This is a genomic window from Pseudooceanicola aestuarii, from assembly GCF_010614805.1.
GTDB classification, from domain to species: Bacteria; Pseudomonadota; Alphaproteobacteria; order Rhodobacterales; family Rhodobacteraceae; genus Pseudooceanicola; species Pseudooceanicola aestuarii.
This window is the reverse complement of sequence record NZ_JAAFZC010000001.1, coordinates 2,590,034-2,611,078: the sequence shown is the minus strand read 5'-3', so window position 1 is coordinate 2,611,078 and position 21,045 is coordinate 2,590,034. Positions and strand designations below refer to the sequence as shown.

Annotated in this window: 23 protein-coding genes; all 23 read right to left on the bottom strand. The window is 67.8% G+C overall.

What is annotated here, in order from left to right:
- Positions 1 to 51 precede the first annotated feature (51 nt).
- Positions 52 to 3,975, bottom strand: coding sequence for a baseplate multidomain protein megatron (locus tag G5A46_RS12410; protein ID WP_163849686.1), 3,924 nt, complete (start codon positions 3,973 to 3,975; stop codon positions 52 to 54).
- Positions 3,975 to 4,430 (bottom strand): NlpC/P60 family protein, encoded by a 456-nt coding sequence (locus G5A46_RS12405; RefSeq protein ID WP_163849685.1) that lies wholly within the window; start codon positions 4,428 to 4,430, stop codon positions 3,975 to 3,977. Before G5A46_RS12405 ends, G5A46_RS12410 begins: the two co-directional genes overlap by 1 nt.
- A complete protein-coding gene (locus tag G5A46_RS12400) occupies positions 4,427 to 5,311 on the bottom strand; it encodes a DUF2163 domain-containing protein (protein WP_163849684.1) in 885 nt (294 codons plus the stop codon). The genes G5A46_RS12405 and G5A46_RS12400 overlap by 4 nt, the downstream gene beginning before the upstream one ends.
- Entirely contained in the window at positions 5,311 to 5,952 is a 642-nt protein-coding gene (locus G5A46_RS12395) for a DUF2460 domain-containing protein (protein WP_163849683.1), read from the bottom strand. The genes G5A46_RS12400 and G5A46_RS12395 overlap by 1 nt, the downstream gene beginning before the upstream one ends.
- A 17-nt stretch (positions 5,953 to 5,969) precedes the next feature.
- Positions 5,970 to 6,632 (bottom strand): phage tail tape measure protein, encoded by a 663-nt coding sequence (locus G5A46_RS12390; RefSeq protein WP_163849682.1) that lies wholly within the window; start codon positions 6,630 to 6,632, stop codon positions 5,970 to 5,972.
- On the bottom strand, positions 6,625 to 6,861 hold the full coding sequence (locus tag G5A46_RS12385; protein ID WP_163849681.1) for a rcc01693 family protein: 237 nt from the start codon (positions 6,859 to 6,861) through the stop codon (positions 6,625 to 6,627). Before G5A46_RS12385 ends, G5A46_RS12390 begins: the two co-directional genes overlap by 8 nt.
- Entirely contained in the window at positions 6,858 to 7,184 is a 327-nt protein-coding gene (locus G5A46_RS12380) for a gene transfer agent family protein (RefSeq protein ID WP_163849680.1), read from the bottom strand. Before G5A46_RS12380 ends, G5A46_RS12385 begins: the two co-directional genes overlap by 4 nt.
- Positions 7,184 to 7,597 (bottom strand): phage major tail protein, TP901-1 family, encoded by a 414-nt coding sequence (locus G5A46_RS12375; RefSeq protein WP_163849679.1) that lies wholly within the window; start codon positions 7,595 to 7,597, stop codon positions 7,184 to 7,186. The genes G5A46_RS12380 and G5A46_RS12375 overlap by 1 nt, the downstream gene beginning before the upstream one ends.
- A gap of 24 nt (positions 7,598 to 7,621) precedes the next feature.
- Positions 7,622 to 8,032 (bottom strand): DUF3168 domain-containing protein, encoded by a 411-nt coding sequence (locus G5A46_RS12370; RefSeq protein ID WP_163849678.1) that lies wholly within the window; start codon positions 8,030 to 8,032, stop codon positions 7,622 to 7,624.
- On the bottom strand, positions 8,029 to 8,364 hold the full coding sequence (locus tag G5A46_RS12365) for a head-tail adaptor protein (RefSeq protein ID WP_163849677.1): 336 nt from the start codon (positions 8,362 to 8,364) through the stop codon (positions 8,029 to 8,031). Before G5A46_RS12365 ends, G5A46_RS12370 begins: the two co-directional genes overlap by 4 nt.
- The gene (locus G5A46_RS12360) at positions 8,361 to 8,960 is read right to left on the bottom strand and encodes a head-tail connector protein (RefSeq protein WP_163849676.1); all 600 of its coding nucleotides are present in this window, start codon (positions 8,958 to 8,960) and stop codon (positions 8,361 to 8,363) included. Before G5A46_RS12360 ends, G5A46_RS12365 begins: the two co-directional genes overlap by 4 nt.
- A gap of 145 nt (positions 8,961 to 9,105) precedes the next feature.
- Positions 9,106 to 10,293, bottom strand: coding sequence for a phage major capsid protein (locus tag G5A46_RS12355; protein WP_163849675.1), 1,188 nt, complete (start codon positions 10,291 to 10,293; stop codon positions 9,106 to 9,108).
- Entirely contained in the window at positions 10,293 to 10,892 is a 600-nt protein-coding gene (locus tag G5A46_RS12350; protein WP_163849674.1) for an HK97 family phage prohead protease, read from the bottom strand. Before G5A46_RS12350 ends, G5A46_RS12355 begins: the two co-directional genes overlap by 1 nt.
- Before the next feature lie 15 nt (positions 10,893 to 10,907).
- Positions 10,908 to 11,141 carry a GTA head formation protein, RCAP_rcc01685 family gene (locus tag G5A46_RS12345; RefSeq protein WP_163849673.1) on the bottom strand — a complete coding sequence of 78 codons (234 nt, stop codon included), beginning with the start codon at positions 11,139 to 11,141 and terminating at the stop codon, positions 10,908 to 10,910.
- Entirely contained in the window at positions 11,134 to 12,318 is a 1,185-nt protein-coding gene (locus G5A46_RS12340; RefSeq protein ID WP_163849672.1) for a phage portal protein, read from the bottom strand. Before G5A46_RS12340 ends, G5A46_RS12345 begins: the two co-directional genes overlap by 8 nt.
- Positions 12,319 to 12,441: 123 nt before the next feature.
- Entirely contained in the window at positions 12,442 to 13,794 is a 1,353-nt protein-coding gene (locus tag G5A46_RS12335) for a DNA-packaging protein (RefSeq protein ID WP_163850006.1), read from the bottom strand.
- 468 nt (positions 13,795 to 14,262) lie between these two features.
- Entirely contained in the window at positions 14,263 to 15,420 is a 1,158-nt protein-coding gene (mltG, locus tag G5A46_RS12330; protein ID WP_163849671.1) for an endolytic transglycosylase MltG, read from the bottom strand.
- Positions 15,421 to 16,680: a beta-ketoacyl-ACP synthase II gene (gene fabF, locus G5A46_RS12325; RefSeq protein WP_163849670.1), complete on the bottom strand. Its 1,260-nt coding sequence runs from the start codon at positions 16,678 to 16,680 to the stop codon at positions 15,421 to 15,423.
- Positions 16,681 to 16,793: 113 nt separating this feature from the next.
- Positions 16,794 to 17,843 (bottom strand): agmatinase, encoded by a 1,050-nt coding sequence (gene speB, locus G5A46_RS12320; RefSeq protein ID WP_163849669.1) that lies wholly within the window; start codon positions 17,841 to 17,843, stop codon positions 16,794 to 16,796.
- A 249-nt stretch (positions 17,844 to 18,092) separates the two neighbouring features.
- The gene (locus tag G5A46_RS12315; protein ID WP_163849668.1) at positions 18,093 to 18,326 is read right to left on the bottom strand and encodes an acyl carrier protein; all 234 of its coding nucleotides are present in this window, start codon (positions 18,324 to 18,326) and stop codon (positions 18,093 to 18,095) included.
- 439 nt (positions 18,327 to 18,765) lie between these two features.
- Positions 18,766 to 19,503, bottom strand: coding sequence for a 3-oxoacyl-[acyl-carrier-protein] reductase (gene fabG, locus G5A46_RS12310; RefSeq protein WP_163849667.1), 738 nt, complete (start codon positions 19,501 to 19,503; stop codon positions 18,766 to 18,768).
- Positions 19,504 to 19,593: 90 nt separating this feature from the next.
- A complete protein-coding gene (fabD, locus tag G5A46_RS12305; protein ID WP_163849666.1) occupies positions 19,594 to 20,535 on the bottom strand; it encodes an ACP S-malonyltransferase in 942 nt (313 codons plus the stop codon).
- A gap of 177 nt (positions 20,536 to 20,712) precedes the next feature.
- A complete protein-coding gene (locus G5A46_RS12300; RefSeq protein ID WP_163849665.1) occupies positions 20,713 to 20,904 on the bottom strand; it encodes a hypothetical protein in 192 nt (63 codons plus the stop codon).
- Between the last annotated feature and the right edge of the window lie 141 nt (positions 20,905 to 21,045).

Genomic DNA, 21,045 nt, shown 5'->3' with positions numbered 1-21,045 from the left:
AGGACAGAAACGCAAAGCCGTGATCACCCGCATTTCGGCAGGTGATCTCTCTCAGCTTGCCGTGATCAGCCGGGCGAAATCTCCGGCGCCGAAACTGGCAGACACCTGCGCCACCCGCAATTCCACCAGCCCCGAGACCCCGTCCGACAGCCGCGCCGCCAACGGATAGGTCCAGTCGGACGCAGTCACGATCTCCTGCCGTTTCAACGTGTTGGCGTGATAGACCTCGACCTGATAGCGCTCTGTCTCCTCGCCCAGCGGCACCTCCGGCTGATCCCAGCCGTCGCCATCAACGCGGGTCTGCCGGATCCAGCGCAGGCGCAACGTATCATCGCCTTCGAACTCCGCGCGCAGGTGACAGGGCCGCCAGGGCCGCAACCCGACCCCGGCAAAGGCCAGCGCGTGATGGCTGTAGGACGGGTCATCCGGCGGTTTCGCCGCCGGGCCGACCCGGTAGTGCCGCGTCACGCCGCGGGCCTGCGGCGCCAGGCCGATCTGCTCGGGCACGCCGTTCATTGCCACCACGTAGCTGCCCGCCGGCCAGTTGTCGGGCATCGCCGCCCCGCTGCCCTGCTGCCCGCGCAGCCGTTGCGACAGATCGTAAACTCCCGGCGCCACCAGATCCGCCGTGCCGAATTGAAACAGCTCCCAACCGCCGGGATCGCCCGATCCGATCGCCATCAGGTTCGCCCCGGACAACAGCGCCGCCCGATCCACAGAGGCCAGCGTGCCCGAGGTCAGGCGCACCCGCAGCGCCGGCCCCGGATCCGTCAGGCCCACCCGCGCACGCGGCAGAGCGTTCAGCGTCACCCCCAATGTCGCCCGTGCCCCGATCCGGCGATCCAGCGCATAGCCGGCATCCCCCGCCGCGTGATACAGCGCCGCCGCACCCGGCCATGGCTCTGCCGTCACGGCGACATGCGGCGCGTGGGGCACCTCGTCCCCGCGCATCAGGGGCAAGTCCAGGAACAGCGGAAAGACCGGCGAGGGCGGAGTGTAGTTGCGGCCCGGTCCGGGCACCTCGCGCAGATCCGGCGGGCCATAGATCCGGGGGGCGATCCGCACCGCCTCCACCAGCGATCCCAGCCCGTGCTCCACCCGGTCGATCCGGTACAGCCCCGCGGTTCCGCCGCTGTCCACCACCCGCATCACGTCACCGGCGCCCAGCGCCCGGCGCGACGGCGGCAACGTCAGCCGCAGACGGTCCCGCGACACCCGCGCCTCGCTCAACCAACGTTCCAGCACCTCCCGCCCGGTGCCGCGCGGCATGGCCAGCGCCATCTGCGATCCGGCCACCGCGCCACTGTCCATGTCCGGCAGGATCGCCTCTTCGGCGATGACATCGAAATCGGCATCCGCCTCGACGAACTTCAGCCGCAGACGGCCGGACAGTTCCGCCTCCGGCTCCCGCGTCTTTTCGATCCGCGCATCCAAATCCGGCGACAGCGCGACCTGGGCCTCCGTCACCTCAGCCGCGACCGGCCCGCCGCGCATGACGAACCGCACCAGACCATCGCGCTCCACCGCGTCAAAGGCATAGCGCGTCATCAGCGGTTGCAGCCGCTCCCGCGCGCTGACCGTGTCTTCCGCCAGATAGCCGCTGACATAGCCGTGAAGCCCGCTGACATCATATCGCGTCAGCCCGGCGGCCGTGCAGATCTCTGCCACCAGCAGCGCCAGCGACCGGCCCGACGCCCGGCCGGTGATCCAATGGCCGGCGCGGTAGTTCGGCCCGTCCGACCACAGCGCGTCATTGCCGGGAAACCACGGAAACGGCCGCGCATCCCAGGCCCAGACAAAAGCGCGCGACATGTCCAGCATCCGCCCCTCATACAGGTCCGAGGCCGGGTTATGCACCGGGTCGGACCAATATTCATGCATCGCCCGCAGGTATTCCATCTGAATCAGATCGTCGCGCCGCCCGGTGGAAAAATAGGGCATCGCCGATTCCGAGGATTTCGGATCCAGGAACTTGTTCGGCTGATTGGTGCCCTTGTCGATCGCCGCGCAGCCCAGTTCCGTGAACCAGATCGGTTTCGACCGCGGCAGCCAGCCGGTGGGATCGGCCCGCCGCAAGCCGTCGATCCGCTCGTGATGAAGCTGGCCCCACCAATTGCGGATATCCTTCACCCGCCAGATCCAGGGCTCCCCGTGGGCACCGTCGGTAATGGGCGTGCGAATCTGCGCCGCCCGCGCCCCGGCAGAGGCATAATACCAATCGTAAAGCTCCCCCCCTTCGATATTTCCTTGCAGGTACAACGGGTTGTAGATGCTCTCGTAATCCGCATCCGCATGGTCCTCGCCGTCCCTCCAATCCGACAGTGGCAGGTAATTGTCGATCCCGATGAAGTCGATCTGCGGATCGGACCAAAGCGGGTCGAGGTGGAAATACCGATCCCCCGGCGCATCGGGCGGTTGGTAGCCGGAATATTCCGTCCAGTCGGCGGCATAGCCGATCTTGCAATCAGGCCCCAGGATCGCGCGCACCTCTCCGGCCAGATCGCGCAGCGCGGCCACGGCGGGAAAGCTGTGATCGACGCCCCGGATCGTGGTCAGCCCAACCATTTCGGAGCCGATGCAGAAGCTGTCCACGCCCCCCGCCGCACGGGCCAGCGCCGCGCAATGCAGGATGAATCGCCGGAACCGCCATTCCTCCGGCCCGCTATAGGTCACTCTGTCCGTTTCCACGTCGAAATCGCTCGCCTGTGCGGTGCCGAAGAACGCCGCCACCTCAGCCGCCGCCTGCGCAGTGCCATCGGGACTGCCGGCGCGGCCCGGTGCCTCAGACAGGGTGATGCGCCCCCGCCAGGGCAATTGCGGCTGGTCCTCCGCCTCCGAATGCGGATCGGGCAAGGCGTTGCCCGGCAATTGATCCATCAGGACAAAGGGGTAGAACATCACCGCCTGCCCCGCATCCCTTAGCGCGCGAATCGACTGGATCACCGACATGTCCGCCGGCGTCGCGCCGTAGACCGGGCGGTCCTGCGCCATCGCAACCAGCTCCGCCTCCGCCCGCGCGACGCCCGCCACGGTCCAGGGCATTTCCGCCCCGTCCAACTCCCGCTGTTCGACCTTGGGCCGGATTTCGCAATTCCCGCAGCGCAGGTCGTTGCCGAACCAGCTCACGATCAGGGATGTCGCCGCGCAATTGGGCAGGCTGGCCTCCAGCTGATCAAGCGAGGTCAGCAGATCCGCCTTGTCCGACGGCGAATTCACATTGGCCACGCTCACCACACCGGCGCCCTGATCGTAATGCACCGGCGTGCTGGCCAGCGCATATTCGCCGCTGCCCGGCATCAAGGCCACGCCCCGGATCGCATGGGCCGGTTCGAACTCCGCCCCCGCCAGCGCCAAAGGCGCAGGGCGCAGCACCTCGAAATTGAACTGGGGCACCCGGTTGCCGAAGCTCTCCAGCGGCAGATCCTCCAGCACCACATAGGCCACGCCGCGATAGGCGGGCACCTGGCCCGCGCCCTCCACCGCCTCCATCGTCGCGTCGGGTAACTGATCGGCCGCGCCGGTATGGACCCGCAGGTTCAGCATATCGGGCGCAACTTCCTTGCCATCCGCCCAGACCCGCCCGATGCCGGAAATCTCCCCTTCGCACAGGGCGATGGCCAAACTGACGCTGTAGCCATAGGCGCGGGTGCGTGGACTGGTCGGCGCACCCTTGCCGCCGCCGCTCTCGCTGACGCTTTCGCGGAACCGGCTGGCCCAGATCACCTGCCCGCCGACTCGCATCCGCCCGAACAGGCGCGGGATCGGATCGCCCTCTCCCGCGCCGGTAATGCGGTAGCGGTCCAGGCGTCCCGTCTCCACCGGGGCCGAACCGGCGCCCAGCAGCCGCGTGTCGATGCTGCGTCCCAGGGCCGCACCGGCGAACCGGCCAATCGCCGTCGCCGACAGGCCCAACACCGAACCGCCGACCGAAGATCCGATCGCGGCCCCCGCCGCCGAAAGCAATATGGTCGCCATCAGATCCCCTCCTTCGGGCCAACATGTTCAGGAAAGGCGAACCGCGCCACGATCCGCCGCGCCCAGGGCCGGGACAACGGGCTTTCCACCACGCCATGCCCGGCATAGGCATGCACGAAGCTGGACCCCGCGCCCACGCGCGCCGCCAGTCCAAGGTGCTTTGCCACGCTTCCCGCCCGCATGCGAAACAACAGCACATCGCCCGCCGCCGCCTGCAACAACGGCTTTTCGCGCAGATGCCGCCGCGCCGCCCGCCACAACCGTTCGTCGCGCTGCGGCTCTGCCCAATCCGGCGTGTAGGGTGGGATCGGCTCGGGCTCCGCCCCCAGAACCTCCCGCCAGACCCCGCGCAAAAGACCCAGGCAATCCGCCCCCGCCCCCCGGGCCGAGGCCTGATGCACATAAGGTGTGCCGATCCACCCCCGTGCGGCGCGTACCACCTGCGGCGCGCTCATGTTCGACGGCTCCCGCCATCGGTCTCGCCGGATTGGACCGGCAGGACGGTCAGCCAATCATCACCTGGAATGTCCGGAAACCCCTGAAAATTCAGCGCATTGTCGAATTTCTCCCCGCAGGTGCCGAACCGCTTGTCGCAGCCCGCGATCAACCGCAGCGCCGTGCCGGGCTGCGGTGCGACCGGCAGGGGCGTCCAAAGGGTCAGCACCCGCCCCGCAGGTTCCGCCCGATCCCATTGCACCAGCCCTGTCAATCCGGCCGCCGGTCCCGCCCGGACCTCCACCCGGCCGCGCGCGAACCAGCCCTCCGGCGCCTCCAGCCCGGCAAAGACCAACCTTTGCGCGCCCTCCACCGCCACGGGCGCCGCAACGACCGTCAGCTCTGGATCGCCCAGATCCACCCCGCAGGCCGCATCCCCCAGAACCGCGCCGCAAGGCTTCTGGAATACGCGCCCGGTCGGCTGGTTCAGCGCCTCTGTCAGCCCGCGCAATTCCGCCCGGAACGCGCCATCCGCGCGCTGCACCTCGCCCAGCGTGCCACGAAACACCAGTTGCCGCGCCTTGGGCGCCGCCCAGTTGACCAGCCAGGCCGTCACTCCGGCCCCGTCCAGCCGACCCGCGTCGATATCGGCCTCGGTCAGAGCGGCATGGCTCAGCGCGCCGGAGGCCTCCGTGTTGTCCACCGCAAGGCCCGTGCCCTGCTGCAACGCCATCGCGCTCAGCCCGCTGTCGGCGTGAAAGGTCACTCCGCCGAACCGCAGATCCCGGTCATGATCGGTAAAACCCAGCACCTGCCCGTCCCGCCGCCGGATCTCCCAGGCATGGCACAATGTCGTGACGCCCGTGGCCAGGTGCCGCGCCAGCTCCGTGTCAAAGCCCATCAGATCCGCACCTCGACCACCGGCACGCTGGGCACGTCACCCGCCCGGAAGGCCGCCACCGATGTCGCCAGCCGGTCGGTATCGAATCGCACCGGCACGTCGAACTCGAACCCGGCGGTGACCTCCATCCCCTCTTTCGGCGCCTCGGCAAAGGTGACCAGCCCGGTGGTGATGTCGACCTCGTAATGCAGCCCCGCGACCAGCGCATCCTCCGCCACGCCGACCCGCACGCTGCCGGCCACCGGCTTGGTGATCGGGCGGGTATAGCCTTGCAGCCCGGACCGGTAGGTCTTGGCGAGAGGCCAGACATCCGTCACCCCGTCGCCGATCGCGATCACCTGGTCGCGAAAACTGACCTGCGCCGAAGGCAGACAGGATTTGCAATCCGACCAATCCTTCCACCGGAACCCGTGCATCTGGCCGCGCCGGGCCTCGAAAAAGGCGATCAGCACCTCGATATCGTCCAGAGACCGCAGCGCCACCCCGGCATCATACCGCCGCCGCGAATGGGCCCAGGGGGAGTTGCGCTCCTCGAAGCCATTGGCCAGCGTGACGATATCGGTGCGCCGCTCCGGCCCCCCGGAAGAGCCAAAGCTCAGCGTCGCGGGAAACCGGGTTTCGTGAAAAGTGCTCGTGCTCATCTGGTGATCCCTTCATGTCAGCGGTTGCGGCGGCCCATGGACAGGGCGCGGCTCATCTGTGCGGCGACCTGGCTTTGCGAGCGGCGGAAGCTTTCGGCATCGGGCGTCCGGATGTTCATCACCACGTTCACTGTCCGGCCACCGCCGCCCGCCTGCACCCCCAACCGCCCGTCGGCGCCCCGGGTCAGCGGCAGGATCGCTTCCGGCCCGGCCTCGCCCATCACTCCGACGCCGCCGCGCATCGGGAATTGCACCGGCCCGTTCACCACCCCGCCCCCCGCAAAGGGCCGCACCCGCCCCTGCGAGAACGCTCCCCCCCGGGCAAAGGGCAACACCCCCTGCATCAACGACCCCACGCCCTGCGCGATCATGCCGCCGAAATGCGACGTCACCGGTTTCGCCGCCGCCGACCAGGCCGTCGCGGCCACCGATTGCGCCACGCTGCGCAGCGCATCCGACGCCTTCATTCCGTCAAACAGCACCCCGTCCAGCGCGCGCCGCAATCCCCGGCTCAGCCCGCGTTCCAGTGTCTGCATGTCGCGGCCCGTCTCGGCGAAGGTACCGCGCAGGCGGCGCATCTCGCCCTCGAACCCCGCCGCCATCCCGGCTGCCTGTCCCAGCCCCTGCGACAGCCCCGCGACCTGGTCCTGCATTTCCTCCAGCGCATCATTCTCATCCATCCTCGGATCCTTTCGTGTTTCCCGCATCCCGCGCGGCTCCGGCGGTGGCCGCGTCGGGGAACCGGGCCAGCATCTCCTCCAACCGATCGCGCCCCATCGCCGCAGACGGCGCGCCCGCGCCCAGCAGCAGCCGCAGTTCCGCCGGGGTCAGCGCCCAGAACCGCGCCGGGTTCAGCCCCAGGGTCTGCATCCCTGCGCGCATCAGCCCCGGCCAGTCGAACCCGGTCATCCCCCTGCCTGCTCCGGCAGGGCGAAGGCCCGGGCCAGCAACTCCCCCGCCCGCCGGGCTGCCTCCACCGGGCCGCCCTCGATTTCGGCCGACAGCAGATCCTCCGTCCGGCCCTGCCAGCCGCCACCCCGCAATCCTGCAACCAGCAATGCCAGGATGTCGCCGGCCGCGAACGCACCGGTCTCGAACCGCTCCACCAGCGCGACCAGGCTATCTTCGCCCAGCCCCGCTTCCAGCTCCGCCAGAGCGCCCAGCGTCAGCTTCATCACCCGCCGCTTGCCGTTCACAACGATCGCGACCTCTCCGGCCCAGGGGTTCGCCATCAGATCGCCGTGAAGCTCAGCGCCCCGGCCGAGGCCAGCGACAGCTCATAGGTCGCCTCTCCGTCATGGGCACCCGCATATTCGATGGCAGTCACCTGGAATGGCCCCTCCACGATCCCGAACCCGGGGATGACAACCTGAAAATCAGGCACTTCCCCGTCAAAGAAGATCTGCCGCGCGCGTTCGTCGCTGCCCGCGTCCTTGAACACCCCCGCCCCGGATATCGCAGCCGACCGCATGCCCGCCCCCGCCAGCAGCTCCCGCCACCCGTTCTGGCTGTCCAAAGACGTCACATCGACACTTTCAGCGTTAAAGCTCAGCCGCGTCGCGCGCAGCCCTGCCAGCGTTTCGAACTGACCGCTGTCGGTCATGTCCACCTTGATCAACAGATCCTTGCCGTTCTGGGCCGCCATCGCGGACCTCCTTTCGGATTGAGTTCAGTCGTCCTGCACGAAGGCGCGGAATTCCAGGTCGATCCGGCGCAACTGCCCGGCTTCGTCCCGCCGTGCCCGCGCCCGGCGAAAGTTCAGGGCCACGACGTAGCCGCGTGACATCTCCGGGACCGGCCCGGACAGCGCATCGCACAACGCGCCCGCGATCTCCTTGGCGGCGCGGAACCCGGCTGCGGTGGTCACCACCGAGACGGTGAAATCATGCACTGCGCCTGCCCCGCCCTTGTCCGACCGATCGCGGACCCTTTCCGGGCCAAGCGCGACATAAGTCGGTGGCGGGTGCCCGGTGGGCGGGGCGTCAAAGATTTTCCCCTCCGTCAGGGCCGCGACCGCCGCATCGCCTGAAAGCCTCGTGAAAACAGCCTCTTGCAAACCACTAGCCAGGGCATAGCTCATCCTGCGACCTCCTCCACCGCGAAACAGACCAGGTGCCGACCGTCGGGGTCGCTCTCCGCCACGCCCTCCACCGCGTAGATCCGGGCGCCCTCGGCAAACCGGTGTCCGGGGCGCGGCCGTCCCGGCGATCCGTGCGGCACCGCCCGCAGGGTGATTTTCAACCCCTGGCGATAGATCCCGGCGGCGCCCTTCTCCATCGGGCGGGCCGTGCGCGGCGTGATCTCCGCCCAATGGGTGCCCCGCGCCGCCCAGCTCTGCACAATGCCACCCGCGCCATCCGCGACCCGCACCGGCACCTGGAGTTCCAGCCGGCGGTTCAGACGCGGGATCATGCGCCCGCTCCGAAACCCACCCGCAGTGGGCGGTATTTCTCGATCAACGCCGAAGTCCCAAAAGGCATGCAACCCTCGCCCAACGCCGTCTCGTTGCGGTATTCGTAGTAATGCGCCGCCAGCAGCATCACCGCCTGGCCCAGGTCGCCGGGCAGATCGGACCAGACCGCGCCCAGCCCGGCGCGCAGGGAGATCTCGGCGCGCCCCTGCGTCGGGATCGCAGGCAACCCGGCGGCGCGCGGGGCCAGCACCGGCATGTGGCGGTCGTGGATCAGCCGGTAGCGCTCAGCCGCGACCACCTGTTCCGCCCCGGTCGCGTCGACCAACCGCAACGCCGTGACCTCCTGCACCGGGGCCAGGGGCAACGCCTGGCCAGCGGGGTCGCGCCACGCTGTCACCTGCAAAGTAAAGTCCCGCAGGATCAACGCCTTGGAGATCCGCGCCTCCACCGCCGCCAGCGCCGCCCTCAAGAAGCCCTCCAGCAGATCGTCCTGCAAATCCTCCGCGGCGAACCCCGTGCCCAGTCGCAATTGCGACTTGAGCCGTTCCAGGGGAAGCACTGCCAGCGGCACGCGGGTGGTTTCCGTCAACATCATATCTTGGCCTCCGATCTTCACGCTGCGCTTGCGTCCCTTCGGCGCGTGTCACGCCACGTTGCTCGGACGAAGGGAGCAGCTGGACAACGCGGGAACATGACACGCACCCGGCCGGACCTCATGGCCCGGCCGACCCGCCACCCCCTCAGGAAGCGGCGAATTTCAGCAGCTTGATCGCCGCGAAATCGCTGACATCGCCGCCCACCCGCTTGGTCGCGTAGAACAACACGTGCGGCTTGGCGCTGAACGGATCGCGCAACACCCGCAGGTCCGGCCGTTCCGCCACCGTGTAACCGGCGTGGAAATCGCCAAAGGCGATCGCCGCCGCATCCGCCGCGATATCCGGCATGTCCTCGGAAATCAGCACCGCGTAGCCCATCAGCCGCGCCGGTTCGCCCGCCGCCAAGCCATCGGCCCACAGGAACCGCCCGTCGTTGTCCTTCAGCTTGCGCACCGCCCCGGCGGTCCGCGAGTTCATCACGAAACTCGCATTGGCGCGATAGCGGGCCTCCAGCGCGTAGACCAGATCGATGATGGCATCGCCCGGATCGGTGGGATCCCACCCGCCCGAGGCACCGCTGACGACGTAGCCCAGCGAATTCCACGCCCAGGACGCATTGGCGACCTGGGGATGCGTCAGAAAGCCCGTCGGCTTGTCCACCCCGTCCCCCGAGATGAAGGCCGCCGCCTCCGAACGGGCGAACTTGTCCGCGATGCGCTCCGCCAGCCACCCCTCGATGTCGAAGGCGCTGTCGTCCAGCAACCGTTGCGAGGCTTTGGGCATGGCCGACAATTCGAACAGCGGGATGGAAATCCGGTCGATGGTCGGCGTCGCGGTTTCGGCCACGTTGCTTTCGTCGTTCCAGCCCGCGCTGACATCCGTCGTGTCGATCAACACGTCGAACGATGTCCCCTCCACATGCACCACATTGGCGATCTGGCGGATGGACGCGGTGCTTTTCAGGACCGCGTGGATGCTGTCCGCAGTCTGCGGATCGACCAGGTAGCCACCGTCGCCCGCCACCGCCGTGGACATCGCCTTGCCCTCCAGCTCCAGCCCTCGCAGCCCGTCGTCGCAGCCCGTGCGCAGATAGGCGCCAAAGGCCTTCAGATGCGGCGCCGAGGTTTCCGCGGCGCTGGCGAGAACGGGGCGCGCGGCGCTGTGATATCTCCGGTCAATCTTGGTCATCTTGGTTTCCTGCTGTTCAAGTCTTGCTTCAAGATCGTCGCGAAACCCATTGAATTTGATCATGAATTCTGCGACGGCATCCGCAACCTCCCTGACCGGTGACATCACTGCCCCGGTCTGGTCCGGCCTCTGTATCGTTCCCATTAGTTCCTCCTCCTATGGCTCTGTTCGGGCACAGCCGTGGTCGGGCGCAGCGCCGCCCCCGCCCGGCGGATCGCCTGTGCCAACTGGCGCATTCCAGGATCTGCCTCGGCCACGGTGCCGGACTTGCCGGCCACGCGGGCTGTCGGCAACATCGGGAACGTCACCAACGACACCTCCCACAGCTCCAGCTCAGTCAGCAGTCGCCCACCGCTCTCGGCTTTGGTGGCCCGGCGGGTGCGGTAGCCGATGGACAGCCCGTCGATCGCCCCGGCCCCGATCAGCGCGGCGGCCTCCCGGCCCCGGGTCACCTGCTCCAACAGCCGCCCGCGCACCCACAGCCCGGTCGCATCCTCACGCATCTCCTCCCAGATTCCGATCGGCTGTGCGGGGTCATGCTGCCACAACATCTTTACCCGCCGCCCCTCAGCCTTCAGCGCGGCGAGAGAGGCCGCATAGGCCCCCGGTGCCACGCGGTCGCCGCCCTGGTCCGCCACGCCGAACCGAGAGGCATAGCCCGCAATCTCCAGCCCGTCCGACAGGGTAAGCGCCTGCTCAGGCCGGCAGAATTTCGTCTCCAGTTCCGAGGTCATCACATCCATCCCGTTCTCCTTCGCTCAGGGCAATTGTCCGATCAGCGATTGAAACGCCTGCGCCAGGATCACCCCGACGATGCCGTAGACCGCCAGCCACAGGCGCCGGTCCAGCCGCGCGATCATTTCCTCGATCCGGGCCAGGCGCGCGTTCATCGCCGCGACTTGCAGATCGGTCAGCCGCTCATGCGCCTCCAACCGCAAGCCGGGCGCGCAGGTAAACGGCTCGAACGCCTTCAGCGGGGTGGGATCAGCCATCGGAATCGCCCTCCAGCACCGGCAGTCCCAGCAGGTGGCGTTTCTCCGCCTCGGTCAGGAAATCGGCCGTGCTGACCCGTTGCCACTGTGCGTCGCGTTCCGCCGACAGGGCCGGCACCTGATCCAGATCGGGTTTCAGCACAACGGCCTCTCCCGCCAGCCGCGCCAGCCAATCCGACACCCGTGCGGCCACACGCGTGGCCAGCGGCAGCACCGTCAGCCGGTAAAAGGCGCGATGGGCTTCCTGATAATTGGCATAGGTCGCGTCGCCCTGAATTCCCAGCAGCATCGGGGGCACCCCGAAGGCCAGAGCGATCTCCCGCGCGGCGGCCTCCTTGGTCTTCTGGAACTCCATGTCCGAGGGGCTGAACCCCATCGGTTTCCAGTCCAGCCCGCCTTCCAGCAACATCGGCCGCCCGGCATTGCGCGCGCCTTGGTGATGGGTCTCCATCTCGTCGACCAACCGCGCATATTGATCGGCGGTCATGGTACCGTCGCCGCCTTCCCCCCGGTATACGATGGCCCCCGACGGGCGCGCCGCGTTGTCCAGCAGCGCCTTGGACCAGCGCGAGGCCGAATTATGCACGTCGATCGCCTGGGCGGCGGCCTGAAGGGGCGACAGCCCGTAATGATCATCCTGCGGGTGAAAGCTCTTCAGGTGGCAGATCGCTGGCGCCTCACCGGAGACATCGAATCGATGCTTGCGTCCGCCCACCGTATAGTCGAAGGCCACCGGCCAGCCATCCGCGCCGGGCACCAGCGCCATCCGGTCCGAGCGAAGCACATGCAGTTCCACCGGCAGGCCGTCATCGGGGGCTACCCCCTCCAGATAGGCATTGCCGGTCAGCAACAGCTGTCCGAACAGCGCCTCCATCAGCTCCGCCCGGCCTTGCACCGGGTTCGGTGCCTGGATCAGCGCCAGCACCGGGTGGCTGTCATAGCGCCGGGCCTCTCCTTCCAGCACCAGCGGCAGGGCGGCGGCGGCCTCGGCGATCATGCGGACGGCGCGAAACCCCACCGGGTTGCCGGCAAATCCCGTGCGCGTCAGCGTCACCATGTCCCGCGCGGTCCACGCCACCCGCCCGGCGCTCTGCACCGCGATCACCCGCGCCGCAGCCGAGGCTTTGGCCTCAGGCGCCGCCTGCGCCTCCCGGCGGAAATAGTCGATGACGCCCATGTGCCCCTCCTCCCGTTGCCGCGCCGCGTCCAGGGACGTGCGCCTGTCACGAAAGGACTATGGGGAAGAAGGGTTAACCCCCGCCTCGAGCACCGTTACGGCGCCCGAGGCGGGAATGGGGGCTCACAACGACCGCATCCGCGGCTGCCGAGCGGGCACATGAGCGATCAGCAATTCGTGCAGTGCCCAGACCAGCGCGTCCAACCGGTCCGGGCTGCCGCGTCCCTGCCAGCCCAGCATGGTCATCTGCACCAGCTGGTCCTCCAACCCCGACAGACCCGGCACATGCCGCACCCGTCCCTGTTCATATAGCGCCGCCACCGGTTCGGCCCGCGCCGCTTTTCCACGGCTGGCGCGCACCTGCTTCAACGGCACCTGCGGATCGACCTGGCGGATCACCGCCTCCACCAGGTCACCACCCTGGTTGACCTCCGCCACGATGCGGTCGGCGCCGTGGCGCGCCATGGCGGCGATCGCGGCCTCCGCCCATTGCGCTGGGCTGGCGGCGTGGACGGTCGCGTCTTCCAGCACATAGGCCCGCCAGCTTTGCACCGGGCCCTCTGCCAGGACGCCCGCGACGATGATGCCGCATTCGTCCGATCCCGCATGGCCCGTCACCGGCGGGTCCACCGCCACCACCACCCGGGTCAGCTCCGGCACCTCGACGACCACGGCGCGTTCCAGCATCGCGGCGCTCCACAGGGCGCCTTCGGCGGCTTCCATCATTTCCCCGTCCAGTTCCTGCCGCCCAAGCCGCGTCCCGGCATAGCGGGCGCGGACTTCCTCCAGGAAACTGTCGGCCAGGTTCGCGCGGTTGGCCTCTGTCGGCGCCTGCGTCACCACGGTCGAAGGCCGGTCCAGCAAATCCTTCAGCAACGGTACGTCACGCGGCGTCGTGGTCACACAGACCTGCGGCCGGTCGCCCAGCCGCAGCGCGAATTGCAGCATGTCCCAGGCCGCGCCCGCGCGTTTCCACTTGGCCAGCTCGTCCACCCAGGCGGCGTCGAATTGCGGCCCGCGCAGCGCCTCCGGGTCATGGGCTGAGAACACCTGCGCCTCCGCGCCGTTGGGCCAGACCAGCCGCTTGCGCCCGGCCTGCCATTCGGGCCGCCGGTCGGGCGGCGAACAGGCCAGGATGCCGCTTTCGCCGAAAATCATCACCTCCCGCGTCTGGTCCACCGTTTCCCCCACCAGTGCGACCTTGCGGCAGCGCCCCGGATCGGCGGCGCGCGCACCCTCGACCTGTGCGCGCACCCATTCGGCGCCGGCCCGCGTCTTGCCCGCGCCGCGCCCGCCCAGGATCACCCAGGAGCGCCAGTCCCCCGCCGGCGGCAATTGATGCGGCAAGGCCCAGAACTCGAACAAAAAAGGGAGAGCGCCAAGCTCTCCCTCATCCAGTTCATCCAGGAACCTGGCCTGAAGATCCGCAGTCCCGGAGGCGATCCAGCTTGCACCGGATCGAAGCCCGCGCAGCATCGAGATCGATTGCCCCTGTCCCGCAATATCCCCCTTCCCGCTGTCGTCGTTCATCTAGCTTCGCCTCCGTTTCCAATGCGAATTTCATCCAGTGCCGGATCTCCGCGATCTTGCCCAGGCAATCCTTCACCGCATCCACATCGCCCGCGCGCAGCCTGCCCTGCAACGCGGCCAATTCCGCCGTGATGTCCCCAACCTGTGTTTCGACCGTGTCGATCGTCCTACCCAACCGCATGACGTGTTCGTCATTCGTTATAATTGTCATTGATGCAGCCTCTTGCGACATGGGTCTTCGTCCGCGCAAAAGAAAAACGGCCGGTCGCAACTGCGCCCGACCGTCCGTCATGTTCACCAGCTTGCCGCGCCATCCTTACAGAACAGCAGGGGAAAGTCAATATTTCTCCAGCAAAATCAACGCTTTATCGTAACGCCCCGTTAACCAGATCTTAACCTGTCGCGCAATGAGGGCTATTGATTGGCGCGTTCCGCCTCGATCTTGCGCCATTGGGCGACGTTGCTGTTATGCTCTTCCAGCGTCCTGGCAAAGGCATGTCCGCCCGACCCGTCGGCCACGAAGAACAGGAAGTCGCTGTCGCCGGGATTCACCGCCGCCGCGATGCTGGCGCGGCCGGGATTGGCGATCGGCGTCGGCGGCAGCCCCGCGATCACGTAGGTGTTGTAGGGTGTCTCCCGGTCCAGTTCGCTCCGCCGAAGGCCACGGCCCAGAACGCCTTCCCCGTTGGTGATGCCGTAGATCACCGTCGGGTCGGTTTGCAGGCGCATCCCCTCGCGCAGGCGGTTGGTAAAGACGCTGGCGACCTGGCCACGTTCTTCGGGCACGCCGGTCTCCTTCTCGATGATCGAGGCCAGGATCAGCGCCTCTTCGGGAGAGGAGATCGGCAGGTCCGGCGCCCTGTTCACCCAGGCCTCCCGCAGCCGCTCGGATTGCGCATCACGCATCCGGTCGATCACCGATTGCCGGCTGTCGCCCTCTGCCACCTCGTAGCTGTCGGGGGCCAATGACCCCTCCGCCGGCCGCTCCGCGACATCGCCGTCCAGCACGTCGATCCGGCTCAGCGCGTCGACCACCTGCCAGCTGGTCACACCCTCGGCCATGGTCACGCGATAACGTGTATCGGCCAGGTCACGAACACGGGTGAATTCCTCCGGCGCGGCGGTGTCCTCCTGTGGTACGAACTTCGCCTTCTCGACAAAGCGCGAGGTTGCCGGGTCCAGCTCCCGCACCACCACATCGGCGCTGTTCACGCCGATCCGGTACAGGATTTCAGTCCCGCAGGTCGACGCCCCGCCCCGCGTCACGATATCCACGATTTCCTCGACCGACGACCGTTCCGGCACCAGAAACGCGCCCGCCTTCAGCTCATCCGACTTGTCCGTGTAATCCGCCCCGATCCGCATGATCGCGGCAGACCGCACCGCGCCCTGATCCTGAAGATTGTCGGACACCCGCGTCATGTTCGCCCCCGAAGGCACGCGCACGCAGATCGCCGCTTCCAGCGGTCCTTCGGCCGTATACTCCGACTTCCCCCACAGGATCAGACCCGCCAGAAGAAAGGCGGCGACGATCAGCAGGGTGAACCCGTTGGACGCGACGGCGCGCCACATTCAGCGTTCCTTTCCGAAGATGATGGAGGCGTTCGTGCCGCCAAAGCCGAAGGAATTGGACAGCGCCACGTTCACTTCCCGATCCCTCCGGGCATTGGGGGCCAGGTCCAGCTTGGGCTGAACGGCGGGGTTGTCCAGGTTGATCGTCGGCGGTGCCACCTGATCGCGCAGCGCCAGGATGGAGAAGATCGCCTCGATCGCGCCGGCCGCGCCCAGCAGATGCCCGGTGGCCGACTTGGTCGATGACATCGTCACCTTGGACGCGTGATCGCCCAGCAGACGCTCCACCGCGCCCAGCTCGATCGTGTCGGCCATGGTGGAGGTGCCATGCGCATTGATGTAATCCACATCCTCCGGCGACAGCCCGGCGCGTTTCAGCGCAGCGACCATGGCACGGTAACCGCCATCGCCATCCTCGGACGGGGCGGTGATGTGATAGGCATCGCCCGACAGGCCATAGCCCAGGTATTCGCCATAGATCTTGGCGCCGCGCGCCTTGGCGTGCTCGTATTCCTCCAGCACGACGATCCCGGCGCCCTCACCCATGACAAAGCCGTCGCGATCCGTGTCATAGGGGCGCGAGGCGATTTCCGGAGTGTCGGCATATTTCGTCGACAGCGCCTTGCAGGCGTTGAACCCGGCGATCCCGATCTTGCAGATCGCCGCCTCGGCGCCGCCGGCGACCATCACGTCCGCATCGCCCCACTGGATCAGCCGCGCGGCGTCGCCGATGGCATGGGCCCCGGTGGAACAGGCGGTCACCACCGAATGGTTCGGCCCCTTGAAGCCATAGCGGATCGACACCTGGCCGGAAATCAGGTTGATCAGCGCACCCGGCACAAAGAACGGCGAGACCCGGCGCGGGCCGCGTTCTTCCATGACCAGGGCAGTGTTGGCGATGGAGTTCAGCCCCCCGATGCCCGATCCGATCAGAACGCCGGTGCGCTCCAGATCCTCGGTTCCGGTGGGGGTCCAGCCCGCATCTTCCACCGCCTGCTGCGCGGCGGCCATGCCGAACAGAATGAAGGTATCGACCTTGCGCTGTTCCTTCGGCTCCATGTAGGCATCGGCGTTGAACGTGCCATTGCTGCCATCGCCGCGCGGAACTTCGCAGGCATAGGTCGTGGTTAAACCCTCAGGATCGAACTGCGATATCCGGCCACCGCCGGATTTTCCGGCCAGAATCCGCTCCCAGCTTTCTTCGACCCCATCTGCCAAAGGCGTCACCAGCCCCAGACCCGTTACGACGACACGACGCATTGCCTGCCCTTTCCACACGTATTCTTGCGTCCTGCTCTTAGCCTGTCCCGCCCGGTCTGAGCAAGAGCAACCCCACGCGGAACAACGCCGACCCGGCGCTGCGGCGCCGTATTTCAGCGTCCGCGCACCGCATAAAGCGACAGCAATTCGAACAGGATCTGCGCACCGGCCTGGGCGGTGTTGCTGGTCGGATCATAGGACGGGGCGACCTCCACGACATCGCCACCGACCATGTCGATCCCGGCCATGCCGCGCAGGATCGCCTGAACCTCGCGCGGGGTCAACCCGCCAACCTCCGGCGTGCCGGTTCCGGGGGCAAAGCCCGGGTCGAGCGAATCCACGTCGAAACTGACATAGGTCGGCCCCGCGCCCACGACTTCGCGCGCGATGGCGATCACGGCATCCACGCCGATCTGCGCAACCTCCTCCGCATGAATGACCCGCATTCCGCTGGCAAAGGAGAATTCCCAAAGGTAATCGCCGCCGCCCCGGATGCCGATCTGCACGCAGCGCGTCGGGTCCAGCGATCCCTCCAGCACCGCCTGCCGGAACGGGCCGCCATGGTGGAACTTGGCGCCTTCGTAGACGCCGCTGGTGTCGGCATGGGCGTCGATATGCACCATGCCAACCGGCCCGTGCCGCGCCGCCAGCGCCGCCAGTATCGGCCGCGAGATCGAGTGATCGCCCCCCACCGCCAAGGGCGCCACGTCGCTGGACACCAGCGCGGTAAAGAACCCCTCGATATCGGCGTGACAGGACGCCAGGTCGTAGCGCGATCGCATCGGCACATCGCCGATATCGGCCACCCGCAGCCTGTGCAGCGGCGCGACATCCAGCACCCGGTTCCAGGGGCCGATCCGCTCCACTTCGCGTACCGCCTTCGGGCCGCGCCGCGATCCGGCGCGGTTGGTCACGCCCAGGTCCATGGGCACGCCCACCAGCGCCACGTCCAGCCCGTCGATCCGTCCGCCCTCGGACAGCCTGTCGGCCAGCTCCGGCGCGGGGCGCGCGTCCAGGAGGGTGGAGATCCCGGCAAAGGGCCAGGCCCGTCGCCCACCGACGGCAAAGACCTGGTCGGCCACCGCCTTCATCCGGGGATCGTGAAAGGCGGTGCCCTTGTCGTTGCCGTACAGGTCGCGCAATTCGCTCAGGCTCTTGGGCATGGGGCTCTCCGTGGCTGGGTTGGTCCGGCCCATCACAATCCGCACCCGACCACCTTGGCAAGAGGCAATCCCCCGCGCTGGCCTGACCCCGGCCAACGTCCGGTCCCCGAGGTCGCCGACAGCCCAGTGGCTGATCGGCACGTCCCGCGCAAAGCAAAAGGCGCGGGATCTCTCCCGCGCCTCTCCCGCCGTCAGGCGGTAAATTCTCTGGTCCGGCCAGTCATCCCGGCCCGGCACCGATCCGACGGATCAGGCGGCTTCCTTGATGAAGTTCACCGCGTCGCCGAAGGTCTGGATGTTCTCGGCGGCGTCATCGGGGATCTCGATGCCGAACTCTTCTTCGAACGCCATGACCAGCTCGACCGTGTCCAGGCTGTCGGCGCCCAGGTCGTCGATGAACGAGGCGTTCTCGGTCACCTTGTCCTCTTCCACGCCCAGATGCTCAACGACGATCTTCTTCACGCGCTCTGCGACATCGCTCATAGGATTTCCCCTCACGTTCCTTTGGGCGCTTGGCCCGTTACTTTGCCATGCCCCGGCGGGCCTGATACTGCTGCCCAGCCGGGCGGTCTCTCCCCGGAAAGGCCGAGGCACCAAAGGCCCCGTAACGGGATGCCTTCGGAAAATCTGCGCCGCCTATAGCATATCGATCCGCCTAGGCAAACGCTTTCGCTAGATGGGGCAGCATGGTCCAGATCGCAAGTCCATGCAATGGGGGAAATCCCCCCAAGCACCTGAAATCCGGCCCCTTTCCGCCAATTGTTCCGTCGCGTCGCGCGTGCCGTCAACCCCTTGGAAATGGCGGAGAAAGCCACCGCACGCGCCGCGTCACCGCGCCTGGGCGGCAGCCCGCGGCGGGCGGCAATCCGAATCTCCCCTGCCGCCGATGGCGGCCACGAAGGACCGGATCGCCGGGCGCATCTTACAGCATCGCCATGCCGCCGTTCACATGCAGCGTCGCGCCGGTGACATATCCCGCCTCCGCGCTGGCCAGGTACAACACGGCGGCGCCGATCTCCTGGCCCTTGCCCATCCGGCCCATGGGCACCTGGCCCAGAATGCCGGATTTCTGGTCATCGGTCAGCCCGTCGGTCATCGCCGTCTCGATGAAACCCGGCGCCACGCAATTGGCGGTGATGCCCCGGCTGGCGACTTCGTAGGCGATGGACTTCGTCATCCCCACCATCCCTGCCTTTGAGGCGGCATAATTCACCTGGCCGGGATTGCCCGTCGCCCCGACGATGGAGGAGATATTGACGATCCGGCCCCACCGGGCCTTCATCATCGGACGCATCACCGCCCGGCACAGCCGCATGGTGGAGGTCAGGTTGACCTCGATCACCTTGGCCCAATCGTCATCGGACATGCGCATGAAGATCTGGTCGCGGGTGATGCCCGCGTTGTTCACCAGGATATCCAGCCCGCCCATCGCCTCGATGGCGCGTTTCGGCAGGCCGTCCACGGCTGCGGCATCCGACAGATCGCAGGGCAGCACATGGGCGCGCTCTCCCAGTTCCTCCGCCAGGGCCTGCAAAGGCGCCTCCCGCGTGCCGGAGAGGCCGACCACGGCCCCCGCCCCATGCAGGGCGCGCGCGATCTCGCCCCCGATGCCGCCGCTCGCGCCGGTGATCAGCGCCGTCTTTCCCGTCAGATCGAACATCTTCGCCTCGCTGCGGACGGCCCCGCGCGCCGTCCCTGGTCTGTCAGAATTCGATGCGGGGGCCGGGCATCGCCTGGCCGCAGGATGGGATCAGCCTTTCAGCGCCGTGGCAGCGGCGGTGACGTCATCGGGCGCGCCGACGTTGCGGCAGGCGACCGACCGGTCGATCCGCCGGATCATGCCCGACAGCGCCTTGCCGGCGCCGATCTCCCAGATCTCCGTCACGCCCTGCCCGGCCATCCAGGTCACGCTTTCGCGCCAGCGCACCGATCCGGTGACCTGCTCCACCAGAAGCTGCTTCAGCTCCTCGGCGGCCTGCACGCCCTCGGCGCGGACATTGGCGACCACGGGCACGCTGGGCGCGGCAAAGTCCACCTGGGCCAGCGCCTCGGCCATGACTTCGGCGGCGGGGGCCATCAAGGCGCAATGGAACGGCGCGCTCACCGGCAGCAGCACGGCGCGCTTGGCGCCCTTCGCCTTGGCGATGTCCAGCGCGCGTTCAACGGCAGCCTTGTGGCCCGACACGACGACCTGCGCGGGGTCATTGTCATTGGCGGCCTGGCAGACTTCCCCCTGGGCAGCCTCTTCCGCGACGGCACGAGCGGTGTCGAAATCCAGCCCCAGCAGCGCGGCCATCGCGCCCTGGCCTACCGGCACGGCCTCCTGCATGGCGCGCCCTCGGATGCGCAGCAGCTTGGCCGCGTCGGTGACGCTCAGCGCGCCAGCAGCGGCCAGCGCGGAATATTCCCCCAGCGAATGCCCGGCGACAAAGGCGGCATCGGTGATCGCCACCCCCTCGGCCTCCAGCGCGCGCATCGCCGCCAGCGATGTGGCCATCAGCGCCGGCTGTGCGTTCTGCGTCAGGGTCAGCGTCTCGGCATCGCCCTCCCAGATCAGGTCCGAGAGCTTTTCACCAAGCGCCGCGTCGACCTCGTCGAAGACGGCGCGCGCCGCCGGATAGCTGTCGGCCAGGGTGCGCCCCATTCCGATGGTCTGTGCGCCCTGTCCCGGAAATACGAATGCCCGGCTCATGAAGCCCTCCTGAGGTTGCGTCTGTGGCTATTTTGTTGTCAGGCGGGATAGCGATTGCGCCGTGGAATGGCAATCTTTCCCTCCGGCTTTCCCTCGAACCTGCCCTTTGACCTGCACTCCGGCTCTCAGGCTGGCCTGCCCTCTCGCACTGCCCGCCGCCCCGCCTGTCCCCGGCGTCTACCGGGGCGGCAGCGCGCCCCAGCCGCCGACCGCCAGGATCAACCCCGTGGTCAGCACCCCCGCTGACAGGGCCAGCGGACCGGGCTGCAATCCCGACAACGGCACCAGCACCAGCCCCGCGGTAATCCCGGCCACCGCCAGTATCCGCATCCCTGCCCGCGCCAGCATCCCGTCCCACGATCCCCGCATCTTTCCCGCTCCCGGCCTTGTTGCACGGCCAGATCATCCCGGCGGCACGGCAAATTGATGGCAGGGCGGCGGCACGCGCGGGGAAACAGCGGGGCGTCACCACGCCCCGTCGCCCGCCCTTGCGCCCTCAGGACTTACCGC